General features: G+C 69.1%; 17 protein-coding genes. 9 read left to right on the top strand and 8 right to left on the bottom strand.

Features of this window, described 5'->3' with window-relative positions; all coding sequences use genetic code 11:
• Positions 1–70 precede the first annotated feature (70 nt).
• A complete protein-coding gene (locus ACQPYM_RS02675) occupies positions 71–520 on the top strand; it encodes a MarR family winged helix-turn-helix transcriptional regulator (RefSeq protein ID WP_433014184.1) in 450 nt (149 codons plus the stop codon).
• A gap of 2 nt (positions 521–522) precedes the next feature.
• Here ACQPYM_RS02675 and ACQPYM_RS02670 read toward each other — a convergent pair whose 3' ends face one another.
• Entirely contained in the window at positions 523–693 is a 171-nt protein-coding gene (locus tag ACQPYM_RS02670) for a hypothetical protein (RefSeq protein ID WP_433014181.1), read from the bottom strand.
• Positions 694–980: 287 nt separating this feature from the next.
• Between ACQPYM_RS02670 and acs the strand changes: the two genes are divergently transcribed.
• From acs to ACQPYM_RS02650, 4 genes are read left to right on the top strand one after another with little or no spacing between them, the layout of a single operon-like run.
• Positions 981–2,915: an acetate--CoA ligase gene (gene acs, locus ACQPYM_RS02665; protein WP_433023165.1), complete on the top strand. Its 1,935-nt coding sequence runs from the start codon at positions 981–983 to the stop codon at positions 2,913–2,915.
• A gap of 57 nt (positions 2,916–2,972) precedes the next feature.
• Complete coding sequence (locus ACQPYM_RS02660) at positions 2,973–3,191, top strand: hypothetical protein (RefSeq protein ID WP_433014178.1); 219 nt, start codon at positions 2,973–2,975, stop codon at positions 3,189–3,191.
• A gap of 36 nt (positions 3,192–3,227) precedes the next feature.
• Positions 3,228–3,668 carry a hypothetical protein gene (locus tag ACQPYM_RS02655; protein ID WP_433014175.1) on the top strand — a complete coding sequence of 147 codons (441 nt, stop codon included), beginning with the start codon at positions 3,228–3,230 and terminating at the stop codon, positions 3,666–3,668.
• 57 nt (positions 3,669–3,725) lie between these two features.
• Entirely contained in the window at positions 3,726–4,400 is a 675-nt protein-coding gene (locus ACQPYM_RS02650; RefSeq protein ID WP_433014172.1) for a sugar isomerase domain-containing protein, read from the top strand.
• A 120-nt stretch (positions 4,401–4,520) separates the two neighbouring features.
• Here ACQPYM_RS02650 and ACQPYM_RS02645 read toward each other — a convergent pair whose 3' ends face one another.
• Positions 4,521–5,279 carry a GntR family transcriptional regulator gene (locus ACQPYM_RS02645; protein WP_433014169.1) on the bottom strand — a complete coding sequence of 253 codons (759 nt, stop codon included), beginning with the start codon at positions 5,277–5,279 and terminating at the stop codon, positions 4,521–4,523.
• Between the two features lie 165 nt (positions 5,280–5,444).
• Here ACQPYM_RS02645 and ACQPYM_RS02640 point away from each other — a divergent pair, with 165 nt between their 5' ends.
• The 4 genes from ACQPYM_RS02640 (at position 5,445) to ACQPYM_RS02625 (ending at position 9,168) form a co-directional block, all read left to right on the top strand.
• The gene (locus ACQPYM_RS02640) at positions 5,445–6,392 is read left to right on the top strand and encodes a glutathione S-transferase family protein (RefSeq protein ID WP_433014166.1); all 948 of its coding nucleotides are present in this window, start codon (positions 5,445–5,447) and stop codon (positions 6,390–6,392) included.
• A gap of 119 nt (positions 6,393–6,511) precedes the next feature.
• Positions 6,512–7,729, top strand: a complete 1,218-nt coding sequence (gene nhaA / locus ACQPYM_RS02635; RefSeq protein WP_433014163.1) for a Na+/H+ antiporter NhaA — start codon at positions 6,512–6,514, stop codon at positions 7,727–7,729.
• A gap of 58 nt (positions 7,730–7,787) precedes the next feature.
• Positions 7,788–8,186, top strand: a complete 399-nt coding sequence (locus ACQPYM_RS02630; RefSeq protein WP_433014160.1) for a phage holin family protein — start codon at positions 7,788–7,790, stop codon at positions 8,184–8,186.
• Positions 8,187–8,322: 136 nt separating this feature from the next.
• Positions 8,323–9,168: an alpha/beta fold hydrolase gene (locus ACQPYM_RS02625; RefSeq protein WP_433014157.1), complete on the top strand. Its 846-nt coding sequence runs from the start codon at positions 8,323–8,325 to the stop codon at positions 9,166–9,168.
• 3 nt (positions 9,169–9,171) lie between these two features.
• Here the strand turns inward: ACQPYM_RS02625 and ACQPYM_RS02620 are convergent, their stop codons facing one another.
• The 6 genes from ACQPYM_RS02620 to nth are packed head-to-tail and all read right to left on the bottom strand — an operon-like array spanning position 9,172 to position 13,855.
• A complete protein-coding gene (locus tag ACQPYM_RS02620; RefSeq protein ID WP_433014154.1) occupies positions 9,172–9,918 on the bottom strand; it encodes a hypothetical protein in 747 nt (248 codons plus the stop codon).
• 1 nt (position 9,919) lies between these two features.
• Positions 9,920–10,435, bottom strand: a complete 516-nt coding sequence (locus ACQPYM_RS02615) for a SigE family RNA polymerase sigma factor (RefSeq protein WP_433014151.1) — start codon at positions 10,433–10,435, stop codon at positions 9,920–9,922.
• A 42-nt stretch (positions 10,436–10,477) separates the two neighbouring features.
• Positions 10,478–11,650, bottom strand: a complete 1,173-nt coding sequence (locus tag ACQPYM_RS02610) for a MarP family serine protease (RefSeq protein WP_433014148.1) — start codon at positions 11,648–11,650, stop codon at positions 10,478–10,480.
• On the bottom strand, positions 11,647–12,456 hold the full coding sequence (locus tag ACQPYM_RS02605) for an NUDIX hydrolase (RefSeq protein WP_433014145.1): 810 nt from the start codon (positions 12,454–12,456) through the stop codon (positions 11,647–11,649). Before ACQPYM_RS02605 ends, ACQPYM_RS02610 begins: the two co-directional genes overlap by 4 nt.
• The gene (locus ACQPYM_RS02600) at positions 12,453–13,067 is read right to left on the bottom strand and encodes a TlpA family protein disulfide reductase (protein WP_433014142.1); all 615 of its coding nucleotides are present in this window, start codon (positions 13,065–13,067) and stop codon (positions 12,453–12,455) included. Before ACQPYM_RS02600 ends, ACQPYM_RS02605 begins: the two co-directional genes overlap by 4 nt.
• The gene (nth, locus tag ACQPYM_RS02595; protein WP_433014139.1) at positions 13,064–13,855 is read right to left on the bottom strand and encodes an endonuclease III; all 792 of its coding nucleotides are present in this window, start codon (positions 13,853–13,855) and stop codon (positions 13,064–13,066) included. Before nth ends, ACQPYM_RS02600 begins: the two co-directional genes overlap by 4 nt.
• Between the last annotated feature and the right edge of the window lie 10 nt (positions 13,856–13,865).

Below are 13,865 nucleotides of genomic sequence, written 5' to 3'. Positions count from 1 at the left end.
CCAAGCTGCAGCGACTCTGCACCAGGCCGGGGAAGTTCATTGGGCGGCCCAACGGAATACACTGGCCGCCGTGGCGACCGACGAGGGACGGGCCCCGGCCCAACTGCTGGCGATGCCGAGCTGGCTGCTGACCCAGAGCGCGATGCACGCGCACCGGATCATCAGCGAGACGTTCGCCGCCGGCAACGCCCGCGGGTACCACTACCGGGTGCTGGCGACGCTCGCGGAGTACGGGCCGGCCAGTCAGGCCTCGCTCGGCCGGCGGACCGGGATCGACCGCAGTGACGTGGTGGCGGCGATCAACGAGCTGGCCGACCTCGGGTACGTCGTACGGTCGCCCGACCCCGCCGATCGCCGCCGCAACGTCATCACGCTGACCCCGGCAGGTGAGCAGCAGCGCCACCGGCTCGAAACGCTGGTCCGCGCCGCCCAGGACGAGCTGTTCACCCCGCTCTCCCCCTCAGAGCGGGACGAACTCGCCGCGTTGCTGGCGAAGGTGCTCAGCCACCATCAAGGCTGAGATCACCAGGTCGGCAGCTGGGCGCGCAGGGAGCGCTGGGTACGGCGTACGCGGCGCTCGCGGGCGTGCACCCGGCGGCGCGCGGCACGGGACAGCTTGCGCTTGGCGGCCGGCTGCTCGGTGACCATCTCGCTCTGCGGGTACATCGCGACTCCACCTCCGTGAACATTCATCGACACGCCAACTCCGATGCGCCGGCCGGCCATCTGGTTCCACCATGTTCTTCTGCTCGACCGGGCTGCTCGACCGGGCTGCTCGACCGGGCTGCTCGACCGGTCAGGCGGCCCGTTCGGCGCAGATCGTGGGCAGCTGGGCGAGGCACCAGTACCGCGGGTGGTCCGGCGTTGGTAGAAAGGGGACCGGGGGCGCCGTGTGCGTTCCGCTGTCTTGCAGCTCTCAACGAGGAGTCCGCGACGTGACCAGTTCCGAGTCCCACCAGTCCGATGCGCTGTCGAACCTGATGCACGAGGAGCGCCGGTTCGAACCGCCCGCCGAGCTCGCGGCGAACGCGAACGTCAAGGCGGACGCCTACGCCGCGGCCGACGCCGATTTCGAGGGGTTCTGGGCGGAGCAGGCCAAGCGGCTCAGCTGGGCCGTCGAACCCACCCAGACACTGGACTGGAGCAACCCGCCGTTCGCCAAGTGGTACGCCGACGGCAAGCTCAACGCGGCGTACAACTGCGTCGACCGGCACGTCGAGAACGGCCTGGGCGACAAGGTCGCGTACTACTTCGAGGGTGAGCCCGGCGACACCCGCGAGATCACCTACGGCCAGCTCAAGGACGAGGTCAGCAAGGCGGCCAACGCGCTGCTGGAGCTGAACGTCCAGCCGGGTGACGTGGTGGCCATCTACATGCCGATGATCCCCGAGACCGTGGTCGCGATGCTCGCCTGCGCCCGGATCGGCGCCCCGCACACGGTGATCTTCGGCGGCTTCTCCGCGGACGCGCTCAAGGGCCGCATCCTGGACTGCGACGCGCGGGTCGTGATCACCTCCGACGGCGGCTACCGCCGGGGCGCGCCGGCCGCGCTGAAGCCGGCCGTCGACGCTGCGCTGGTCGACTGCCCGGACGTGCGCAACGTGCTCGTCGTGAAGCGGACCGGCCAGGAGACCGCCATGGTCGACAGCCGCGACCTGTGGTGGGAGGACTTCGTCGGCAAGCAGTCGACGGAGCACACGCCGGAGGCGTTCGACGCCGAGCACCCGCTGTACGTGATGTACACGTCCGGCAGCACCGGCAAGCCGAAGGGCATCCTGCACACGACCGGCGGCTACCTGGTGGGTACGGCGTACACGCAGTGGGCAGTGTTCGACCTCAAGCCGGACACCGACGTGTACTGGACCGCCGCCGACATCGGCTGGGTCACCGGCCACAGCTACATCGTGTACGGCGCCCTGGCCAACGCCACCACCTCGGTGCTCTACGAAGGCACCCCGGACACCCCGCACCAGGGCCGCTGGTGGGAGATCATCCAGAAGTACAAGGTCTCCATCCTGTACTGCGCGCCGACGGCGATCCGCACGTTCATGAAGTGGGGCAAGGAGATCCCGGCGAAGTTCGACCTGTCGACGCTGCGGGTGATCGGGTCGGTCGGTGAGCCGATCAACCCGGAGGCCTACATCTGGTACCGGGAGAACATCGGCGGCAACAAGGCGCCGGTCGTCGACACCTGGTGGCAGACCGAGACCGGGATGCACATGATCTCCCCGCTGCCCGGTGTGACCGCGGGCAAGCCGGGTGCGGCGATGCGGGCGATCCCGGGCGTGAGCGTCGACGTGGTCGACGACGCCGGCAACTCGGTACCGGACGGCTCCGGTGGCTACCTGATCATCAACAAGCCGTGGCCGGCGATGCTGCGCACGCTGTGGGGCGACGACGAGCGGTACAAGGACACGTACTGGTCGCGCTGGCCGGGCGTGTACTTCGCGGGTGACGGGGCCAAGAAGGACGAGGACGGCGACATCTGGCTGCTCGGCCGGGTGGACGACGTGATGAACGTCTCCGGCCACCGGTTGTCGACCACCGAGATCGAGTCGGCCCTGGTGTCGCACCCGAAGGTCGCCGAGGCGGCCGTCGTGGGCGCGTCCGACCCGACCACCGGCCAGGCGATCGCCGCGTTCGTCATCCTGCGGTCCGAGGCCGGTGACGGCGGGCCGGACGTGGTCCAGGAGCTCCGCAACCACGTCGCCAAGGAGATCGGCCCGATCGCCAAGCCGCGGCAGATCATGGTCGTCGCCGAGCTGCCCAAGACCCGCTCGGGCAAGATCATGCGCCGGTTGCTCCGCGACGTCGCCGAGAACCGCGAGGTCGGCGACGTCACCACGCTGGCCGACAGCACCGTGATGGACCTGATCAAGACCAACCTGGAATCCGGCAAGTCCGACGACGACTGACCCGTCGTTCACCTGAATCCGGTTGCCGCACCGGGCCGCTCCTGCTGGAATGGCCCGGTGCCGGCACCCAATGGATTCGACTATGCGGAACGTCCCGACGGGACCGTTCGCATCACCCACCATGGCAAGCAGGCGACCGTGCTGCGCGGTCCCCGGGCCGCCGAGTTTCTCGCCGAGGTCGACGACGACCCGCAGGAAGTGATGGCCCGCTGGACCGGCAACTACAAACGCGGCAACGAACGGATGGGGAAGAACCACCCCCGCAACCGCGGCTGACCCACCGCGGACCGCAGCGCGTGGCATGATCGACCGGTGACCGCCCTGGTAGCCATCGTCCACGCCGGCCTGGCCGCCGCCTGGGTGGGCGGCATGACGTACTCCCTCTTTGTCGTCCAGCCGAAGCTGAAGAAATACTTCGGCAGCCGCGAGGAAGAACGCGAACACCTCACCGCAGTAATTGCCTCAGGCAACCGCTACAAGGTGCTCGCCCTGATCGGCGTGATCGCCGCAACCGGCGTCATCCTCCTCCTGCTGGACCCCGACGACTGGTGGATCCACGCCCTCAAGGCCGCCCTCCTCCTGATCGCCACCACCATCTTCTGGTACGTCTCCTGGCGCCACTGGCCCCGCCGAATCTTCGCCACCGCCACCGAACGCCCGGCCCTCCAACGCCAACTCCTCATCCTCGCCACCACCATGCTCACCCTCGCCGCCACGGCATTCGCGCTGGGCGTCGCAGCCGCTCAACTCTGAAAATTGGTCTAGTTGAGTTTGGTGGACCAGCGCCGGACGACCGCTAGGTTCCTGGGTATGGGTGGAGCTGAGGAGTACCTGGAGAAAGCCATGGAATTGGCTGGGCGGGCTGTGGACACGCAGTTGCCTGTTGTTCGGGAAGCGGCTGGGGTGGTGGCGGATGCCTTGGTGGGCGGGAAGACTTTCTGGGTGTTCGGGACCGGGCACAGTCATCTGATCGCCGAGGAGTTGTACGGGCGGGCCGGTGGGTTGGCGAGTGTGCGGGCGGTGCTCGAGCCCGGGTTGATGTTGCATGAGGGGTTGCTGAAGAGTTCGCTGCTGGAGCGGCTTGGCGGGTTGGCTGACGTCTTGTTGCGGGTCAACGAGGTCGCGGCCGGGGACGTCGTACTGGTGGTGTCGAACTCGGGGCGTAACGCAGTACCGGTTGAGTTTGCGGTCGGGGCGCGGGCGGCGGGGGCGAAGGTGGTGGCGTTGACGTCACTGGCGCACAGTGAGGCTGTCGAGTTTCGGGCGCCGGGTGGGCAACGGTTGTTCGAGGTCGCTGATGTGGTGATCGACAACTGCGGGGTGCCCGGCGACGCGCTGATCGCGGTCGAGGGCAGTCCGGAGCGGACCGGGTCGACCTCGACGGTGGTCGGTGCGCTGCTGGCGCAGGCGCTCGTCGTGGAGGTCGTCGCCCTGCTCGCCGAGCGCGGGCACACTCCCGACGTACTGCGCAGCCTCAACGCCTGACCGCGGGCGCGCCACATCCGCCGTGCCTGATCAAATGGGCCAAGGGCCGCGACGGGGACGCGCGGTCGTGCAGGCCGGCCCGATCTGATCAGTGATCACGCCGGAGGTCGGCGAAGCAGGTCAGGAAGCGCGATAGGCCACGGTGATGTCGTAGCGGTCCGAGCGGTAGACCGAGCGGCCGAACTCGATGACCTCGCCGGACGCGGTCCGCGGGGCCGAGGTGATGATCAGGCAGGGCACGGTGGGGTCGATTCCGAGCAGCTCGGAGTCGGCCGGGTCCAGCGGCGCCGCGACGATCGAGGCGTTGACCATGCCCAGCGTCACGCCGTACCGGGTCGAGAGGGAGTCGTAGAGCGAGACCTCGGCGAGGTCCAGTTCCTCCAGCCCGGGATAGCGCCGCAGCGAGAGCGCGGTCCGCTCGATCGCCATCGGCTCGCCGTCGGCGGTGCGGAGTCGCACGAGGTGCAGCACCGGCGTACCGACCGGCTCTTCCAGTTCGGCGGCCAGGGTCTCGTCGGCGGTGTCGACGCGATGCTCGAGCACCTTGGCGCCGGGCGTGAGGCCGCGGGCGCGCATGTCCTGGCTGAAGGAGGAGGTGAGCATCCGGGCCGGACGCGGCTCGGTGACGAACGTGCCACCCCCTGGCCGGCGAGCGGCGAGCCCTTCCGCGACGACCCGGTCCACCTCCTGCCGCACGGTCATCCGGGCCACGCCGAAGCGCTCGGCCAGGACGCGCTCGGACGGCAGCACCGTACCTGCGGTGAGGCTGCGGGCGAGGGTCTCCAGAATCTCGCGGATCTGGTCACCCTTCGGCCGGTCGGTACGGAGCTGCGTGGGGAGTTCCGCTAGGTCACCGGGGTTGTTCCTTGGGCGGGCCATGACGTCAGTATCCCTGGGATTGTGCCCGGCAAACCGGTTGCCGGGGATCGCGAGCCACCACGTGCTCCTGGAAATGTTCGAACTAGACCATTACAGCCGACAGTACTGTTCGGCCTGCCCCGCCGCCACCTATCGGCTTCGTGGTGAGCGAGTAACTTTGCAGCTATGTCGTCCGCACAGAACGTCACTGACACCGTCCAGGACGGTGCGTGGAAGCGCCAGGGCAACCGCTTCACCGACCGGATCAGCAGGGAGTCCACGTCGGCACCCGGCGAGGGCCCTGACGAGTACGGGCGCTGGCCCGTCGAGCCCGGCCGGTACCGGCTGATTGTCAGCCTCGCGTGTCCGTGGGCGCACCGCTCGGTCATCGTCCGGCGGCTGCTCGGCATGGAGGACGTGATCAGCCTGGCCGTCGTCGACCCGGTCCGCGACGAGCGCGGCTGGCGGTTCACTCTCGACCCGGACGACACCGACCCGGTGCTCGGGATCAAGTTCCTCTCCGAGGCCTATCTCGCCACCGACCCGCAGTACGAGGGGCGGGTGACGGTGCCGGCGATCGTGGACACCGTCTCGGGTCTCGTGGTGACCAACGACTATCCACAGATCACGCTCGACCTGTCGACCGAGTGGGTCGACTTCCACGCCGCCGGCGCGCCGGAGCTGCTGCCCGCCGATCGCGAGGAGATGGACCGACTGATCGACGAGATCTACACCGACGTGAACAACGGGGTCTACCGGTGTGGGTTCGCGCGCGGACAGGAGGCCTACGAGGCGGCGTACGACGCGCTCTTCGCCCGGCTGGACGCGCTGGAGGAGCGGCTCGCCGATCGTGAGTACCTGCTCGGCGACACGCTGCGGGAGGTCGACGTCCGGTTGTTCACCACGCTGGTGCGCTTCGACGCGGTCTACCACGGGCACTTCAAGTGCAACCGCAACAAGCTCACCGAGCTACCGAACCTGTGGGCCTACGCGCGGCGGCTCTACCAGCTTCCCCACTTCGGCGAGACGGTCGACTTCGACCAGATCAAACGGCACTACTACGTCACCCACACCGACATCAATCCGAACGGCCTGGTCCCGAAGGGCCCGGACCCGAGCGTCTGGACCGCCTGACGGGGAGGCCGCGGACCCGGTAGGCGCGGAACCGGTAGGATGGGCCGCTGAGCGTCAAAGGTGTGCCGGGAAGTCTGGTCGGCGATTGGTCCGAACGATCCCGATGAAGGGTTAGTCCTGTGCCTCCAGCCCCCCGCCTGCGCACGAAGCGCCGCGCCTTCCCGCGCATCCTCGGTCCGGAGCGCGCGTTCCTGGCCGACACCCTGCGGACCGAGACCACCGGTGGCCTGCTGCTGGTGGGCGCCGCCGTGATCGCGCTGGTCTGGGCCAACTCGCCGTGGCAGGACGCCTATCACCACCTGCGCGACTTCGAGCTCGGTCCGCTGACGGTGGAGGGCTGGGCGGCCGACGGCGCGCTGGCGTTGTTCTTCTACCTGGCCGGTGTCGAGCTGAAGCGCGAGCTGGTGGTCGGCACGTTGTCTCGGATCAGCGAGGCCGTCGTACCGGTGGTCGCTGCCATCTCCGGAATGGTGCTTCCGGCAATCATCTACCTGGCCGTCAACCTGACCGTGGACGGCGGCCGGACGTCGGGCTGGGCGGTGCCGACGGCCACCGACATCGCGTTCGCCCTGGCCGTGCTGGCGATCGTCGGCTCCTCGTTGCCCGGTGCGCTGCGCGCCTTCCTGCTCACCCTCGCGGTGGTGGACGACTTCGGCGCGATCCTGGTGATCGCCGTGTTCTTCTCGCACGGCTTCCACCTGCTGGCGCTGCTCGCCGCGATCGCCCTGATCGGTGTGTACTACCTGCTGCAGCGCTTCCGCTTCCGTACGCCGCTGCTGTACGTTCCCGTCGCGCTCGGCGCCTGGTGGTTCATGCACGAGTCGGGAATTCACGCCACGATCGCGGGCGTCGCGCTCGGTCTGGTCACCCGCGTCCTGCCCGACCCGGGCGAGAAGCAAGCGCCGGCCGCGCGGATCGAGCACCGGCTGCGGCCGTGGTCGGCGGGCGTCGCGGTGCCGCTGTTCGCCCTGTTCGCCGCCGGTGTCACGCTCGGCGGCGACGCGCTGCGCGAGATGCTGACCGATCCGGTCGCGATCGGGGTGGTGGCCGGGCTGATGGCCGGCAAGATGATCGGGGTGTTCGGCGGGTCCTGGCTGACCGCCCGCTTCACCCGGGCCGAGCTGAACTCCGACCTCGCCTGGCGCGACGTCGCCGCCGTCTCGGTGCTGGCCGGCATCGGTTTCACCGTCGCGTTGCTGATCGCCCAGCTCGCCTTCGGCGACGACCTCGCCCAGATCGAGCGCGCCAAGGCCGCGGTCCTGGTCGCGTCGCTGCTGTCCGCGCTGCTCGCCGCGATCCTGCTGTTCCGCCGCAACCGCGCGTACGCCGAGGATTGACGCGGGGGTACAAGCTAGTCTCGGGAGCCAAGGACCCGTGGGAAGGAGCGCCATGTCGATGGGGCAGACCGAGGATGAGCCCACTGTCGGGCAGCTCGTCGCCAACGCCAGCAAGGATCTGTCCAGCCTGGTCCGCAGCGAGCTCGAACTGGCCAAGACCGAGCTGAAGTCGACCGCCGTCGCGGCCGGCACCGGCGCGGGGATGTTCGGCGCCGCCGGCTTCCTGGCGCTGCTCGCGGTCATCCTGCTGTCCATCGCCGCGGCGTACGGCGTGCACGCGCTCGGCCTGCATCCGGCGCTGGCCTTCCTGATCGTTGCCGTGCTCTACCTGCTGATCGCGGCCGTGCTGGTGCTGGTCGGCAAGAAGATGATGGGCAAGGCGAAAGGTCCGCAGCGCGCGATCGAGACCTCGAAGGAGTCCGTCGAGGCGCTCAAGGCGATCGGCAAGGGCGACTAGTGCGCCGCGTCGGAAGTTGCGTTGGCGATAGCGGTGCACTAATGCGCCGCGTCGGGCGATCGCCGTGGAGCTCTGACCGCTGAGTCCCGCCGGCGTTTCGGATCTGCTCGTCGACGGGCCGTGGTCGCACTCGCTGGTGGCGGCCAACGGGGCGAGGTTCCATGTGGCCGAGTGCGGTGCGGCGGACGATCCGCTCGTACTGTTCCTGCACGGCTTTCCCGAGTTCTGGTGGGCCTGGCGGCATCAGCTGCCGGTGGTCGCCGCAGCGGGGTACCGGGCTGTTGCGATGGACCTGCGCGGCTACGGAGCCAGCGACAAGACGCCCCGCGGCTACGACCCCTTCACCGTCTCCGCTGATGTCTCCGGCGTCATCAGGTCGCTCGGTGCGACCGATGCGGTTGTCGTCGGGCACGGCTGGGGCGGCTTCGCCGGCTGGTCGGCCGCAGTACTGGCGCCCAAGCAGGTGCGGGCTCTGGCGGCTGTGTCATCGCCACATCCACTTCAGCTGATGCGGTCCGGGCAGTTGCGGTCGATGGCGCAGGTCGGCTGGTTCCAGCTGCCGATCCTGCCGGAGCGGCGGCTGCTCGCCCACGACGGCATCCACATCGAGCAGCTCCTCCGCGCCTGGTCGGCGCCCGGCAGCGCCTTCCCCGACGCCGAGGCCTCCCGCCGCTACCGCGCGGCCCTGCAGGTCTGGCCGGCGCCGCACTGTGCGCTGGAGTATCACCGCTGGTTCCTCCGCTCCCGCCTACGCCCCGACGGCCGCCGGTACTCCGCCCGCATGCGCACCCCGATCGCAGTACCTGTCCTCCAACTCCACGGAGCCCAAGACGGCGCCGTCACCGCCACAACCCCCACCGGACTGCTCACGGGTCCACTACGCCGCGAAGTACTAACCACCGCCGGCCACTTCCCCCACGAAGAAACCCCAGCCCTCTTCAACGCAGTCCTTCTGGACTGGCTGGCCCGCCTACCGGCCTGAGGTTCATGACACTGCCACGGGACCGACGGTGCCGGTGATGCGCCAACCGATCTCACCTCGGACGGTGGGGTCGTCCACGAGGCGGTAGGTCAGCCAGCGCGCGTCCAGGCAACCTCGCCACAGACTCACTCCGACGGTGCCGGTCGAGATCTTCTTGTCGAAGACGACCTTGCCCAGCGTGACGTACGGCGTACCGGCGGGCTGATCGCAGATGTCGGAGCCGGTCGGCCGGCTCTTCACCCACTCGATCCGCACGCCCGAATAGGACGCTATCCACGCCCTCTCCCGCTCGTCGAACGGCCTCTTGGCCGCCCCCGGACCGCTGGGGTTTCCGGCCGCCTCGTACCACGCGTCAAGGACCTTGACGACCGGCCAGCCGCCGGGGGGACGCTCTGCTTTCGTCACCTCTTTGAGCGCCAGAGCCCAGCCGTGGGCCGTCAAGTTCAGCTCAGCGGTGGTGCTACCCGTCATCGGCCCTTTGGAACTGGCCGGTCCGGACTGCTCCACCACTTGGGTCGTCGGCGTCGGTCGGGTCGTCGGCGTCGGTCGGGCTGTCTCTTGGTGGTCTCTGCCGGCAAGGGTGACCGTGCCGGCCAGTACGGCGACGACGGCTGCCGCGGCGAGTAGGGCGGGGGCTTTGCGGCGTACCGGCCGCGTAGTTGCCGCAGGCAATTGATCGACCAGGTTTTCCTTGTCCGCAAAGGTTTCGCGGAGCAGGGCGCCGACCTCGTCGTCCGTGAGTTGGGCCATGTCAGTGATCCTTGTCGAAGGTCGGGAGGTTGGCTCGCAGGGTGGCCAGGCCGCGGGATGCGTGCGAGCGCACGGTGCCGTTGGAGCAGCCGAGGATGGTGGCGATCTCGTCGTCCGTGAGGTCCTCGTAGAACCGCAGGACCAGTACTGCGCGCTGCTGGCGCGGCAGGTCGGCCAGCAGGCGCCAGGCGGCGTCTCGTTGGACCAGGCGCGCGCTGACGTCGTCGTCGGCCGGTGCGTCGGGCAGCTCGGCCAGGGGCACTTCCTGGTTCTTGAGCCGGCGGCGCCAGCTCAGGAACTCGTTGACCACCATCTTGCTCAGGTAGGCGTCGGGCTTGTCGACCGAGCCGATCCGGTCCCAGCGCCGGTGCGCCCGGGCCAGGACCGTCTGGACGAGATCCTCCGCGCTGTGCACGCCACCGGACAACATCAGCGCGAGCCGCAGCAGGCGTCGCTCGTTCGACGACACCACCTCGTCGAACGTCAGCGGTTCGCTATGTCCGCTCGTGATCGTCACACTCCTACAACGCCGTGGGTGCGCCGATCTGTTGCGCGGGACTCAGGTGCAACTTTGGGTGGAGACCTCTTCGGTCGCCTTCGCGCCGGCCGCCGCGTCCTCGGCGACCTGTTCGGCGGTCAGCACGTAGCCGGTGCGGTTGTCCTCCACCGAGGCGGCGAAGACGACGCCGTACACGGTGCCCTTGGCGGAGATCAGCGGGCCACCCGAGTTGCCCGGGCGGACCTGCGCCCAGATCGAGAACGCCCGCCGCGTCACCGTCTTGTCGCCGTAGATGTCCGGACCACGCAGCCGCTCCTCGGACCGGATCCGGGCCGGCTCGGAGTCGAACGGCCCGTTCTCCGGGTAGCCGAGCACCACCGCGGCGGCGTCGGCCTTGCCTTCCTTGTCGAAGACCAAGGGCTTGACGTTGAGCCCAGGGACGTACAGCACCGCGACGTCGACGCTGGAGTCGAACAGCACCACCTTGGCGTCGTACTTCTTCCCGTTGACCTCGACCTTCGGCGAACTGACTCCGGCCACCACGTGCGCGTTCGTCATCACCCGCTGCGGCGCGTAGACGAAACCGCTGCCCTCGAGGCCGCGCGAGCAGTTCGCCACGCCGGTCACCTTGGCGATCCGGCTGTACGCCTCCCGCACCACCGGGTTGCGCGCGATCGCGCCGTCCGGCGGCTGCGTCTCGCGGATCCGCTCCGGCACGAACGGGTCGAGGAAGCGCGGGAACAGATCGGTGTTCACCACGTCGTTGAACGCCTGCAGAGCACGGTCCGCGCCACCCGGCAGCGCCTCGTCGACCTTGGCGAGCACCTGCGAACCGCGGACCGCCGAGGTCACGCTCGGGATCCGGGCGCCGCTGACGGCGACACCGAGCACCCAGGAGACGACCAGGACCGACGCGGCCGCCAGCGCCGCGCCACCCAGCGCGTCGACGGCTTTCACGGGTTTCCAGGAGATCTTGTTTCTCAGCTTGGACCCGAGCAAGGCACCGATCGTCCGCCCGATCGAGGCCAGGATCACCACCAGGACCAGGGCCGCGAAGGACACCTCGACACTGGGCGAGAAGTTGTCCAGCACGCGCGGTACGCCGTACACGCCGATCGCGGCGCCCGCCAGCAACCCGACGGTCGCGCACGCGCCGAGCACGAACCCCTCGATGTAGCCGGAGATCGCCACCAGCCCGGTCACCACCAGCAGCGCGATATCGAGACCGCTCACTCCACACCCTCCGGACGCCCCAGGTCGTGCTCGATGGCCGTCAGCCGCCGTACATCCTCCGGCCGTCGTCCCTCACTCCGCCAGGCCGCCTCGACCAGTCGGTCGGGCAACGGTACGACGTGGGTGGGGTCCCAGTCGCGCGCCCAGCCGCCGAGCTTGAGCAACTTGTCGAGCAGACCGGCGGTGAAACCCCAGATGTAGAGGTCACCGACAGTGAACGCCGGGCCGGTGAACCCGGACGGATGCAGGCAACTGATCCGGTTGGCGGGGTCGCTCAGCGCCTCGAGCGAGACCCGGTGGACCGACGCGACCTCGGCCGGATCGACCACCGCGACCGGTGACGGCTCGCGCCACCAGCCGAGCACGGGCGACACGGCGAAGTTGCTGACCGGCACCCACAGTGACGGCCAGACCGCGAACACCTCGACGCCGGTCGGGTCGACCCCGGTCTCTTCCTCCGCTTCGCGCAGCGCAGTACGGATCAGTCCTTCGACGCCGGTGCCGTCCTCGGGGTCGACGCGGCCGCCGGGGAAGGACATCTGGCCGGCGTGGCTGCGCAACGTCCAGGCCCGCTCGGTCAGCAGCACGTCCGGACCGTTGCCATGGACATCATTGCCCTGAGCCTCGTTGCTGTGGGCATCGTTGCCGTCGGCAAGCAGGATCAGTACTGCGGAGCCGCGGACGCCCGGGTCGTCCTCGGGCGGGAGGAAGCGGGACAACTCGTTGGGGTCGACCTCCTTGGAGGCGGTCCGCAACCGGTGCAGGAAGTCGGGCAGCTCCACGTCGTACGTCGTACTGGTCCTCACAGGCCGACTCCCAGTTTGTCCTTCACCAGCTGGTCGAGCTCCTGCTGCGAGGTGATCGGCTTGCGGTGCACGTGGACGACCGCGCCGTCCTCGTCGACGAAGACGGTCAACGGCGGACCGCCGATCTTCAGGGGCTGCTGGAGTTGCTTCTCCCGGTCGACCAGATGGGGGTAGTCCCAGTGCTGCTCGATCGCAAACTTCACCGCGAGGTCCGGCCGGGTGTCGATGTAGTCGATGCCGAGCAACTGGAGTTTGCCGCCAGCCTTGCGGTGCAGCTCGGCGAGGTAGGGCGCTTCCTCACGGCACGGGCCGCACCATTGGGCCCAGATGTTGATCACCAGCGGGCCGCGCAGGTCCGCCAGCCGGGTGTCGGGGCCCTTGCCCAGGCAGGGCAGGCTGATGTCCGGCAGCGCCTTGGCTACTGCCGGCCGCGACTGGACACTCGGGCACGCCGTCAACTGATCGGCTCCGGCGACAGTCCCATCTGGCTCCTTCGCGACACTCCCCGGCTCTTGATCGCCGCAGGCAACCAGTAAACCCAGCACCGCAAACACGCCGGCCACGAGCGCCAGGCCGCGGCGCGCAGTACGGAGGCTGGGTGGTCGGTTCACGCCGGGGTCTTCACCAGTTTTGCGGCCAACTCGGGGTCGACGGGACCGGTGCCGTACGAGGGGCACCACTGGGCGATCGGGCAGGCGCCACAGGCCGGCTTCTTGGCGTGGCAGCGGCGGCGGCCGTGGAAGATCAGCCGGTGCGAGAGCATCGTCCAGTCCTTCTTCGGGAACAGCGCGCCGATCAGGTGCTCGACCTTGACCGGGTCCTCCTCCGCGGTCCAGCCGAACCGGCGGACCAGCCGGCCGAAGTGCGTGTCGACGGTGATGCCGGGCACCCCGAAGGCGTTGCCGAGCACGACGTTCGCCGTCTTGCGGCCGGTCCCGGGCAGCTTGACCAGCTCCTCGAGCTTGTCCGGCACCACCCCGTCGTACTCGTCGACCAGCGCCTGACCGAGTTTCATCAGGCTGTTGGTCTTGGCCCGGAAGAAGCCGGTCGGCTTGAGGATCGTCTCCAGCTCCTCGCGATCGGCCTCCGCGTACGCCGCGGCGTCCGGGTACTTCGCGAACAGCGTCGGCGTCACCTTGTTGACCATCACGTCGGTGGTCTGGGCCGACAGGATGGTGGCGACCAGCAGCTCCAGCGGGGTGGTGAAGTCCAGCTCGCAGTGCGCGTCCGGATACGTCTCGGTGAGCACCTTGTGCATCTTGCGCGCCCGCCGGACCAGCTGGGTGTGGGTCTCGCCGGTGAACACGGGCGCCTTGCGCGGCAGCTTCAACGGCAGGTCTACCGGCTCGGGCAGGGCTGAGTCGACAGAGGCGAGGGCCTCGGCGCGCTGGATCGGCATGGAGGCCAGC

It is taken from the genome of Kribbella sp. CA-294648 (genome assembly GCF_050943845.1).
Lineage (GTDB): Bacteria > Actinomycetota > Actinomycetes > Propionibacteriales > Kribbellaceae > Kribbella.
The sequence above is the reverse complement of the archived record's forward strand: the minus strand, read 5'-3'. Positions and strand labels throughout refer to the sequence as shown.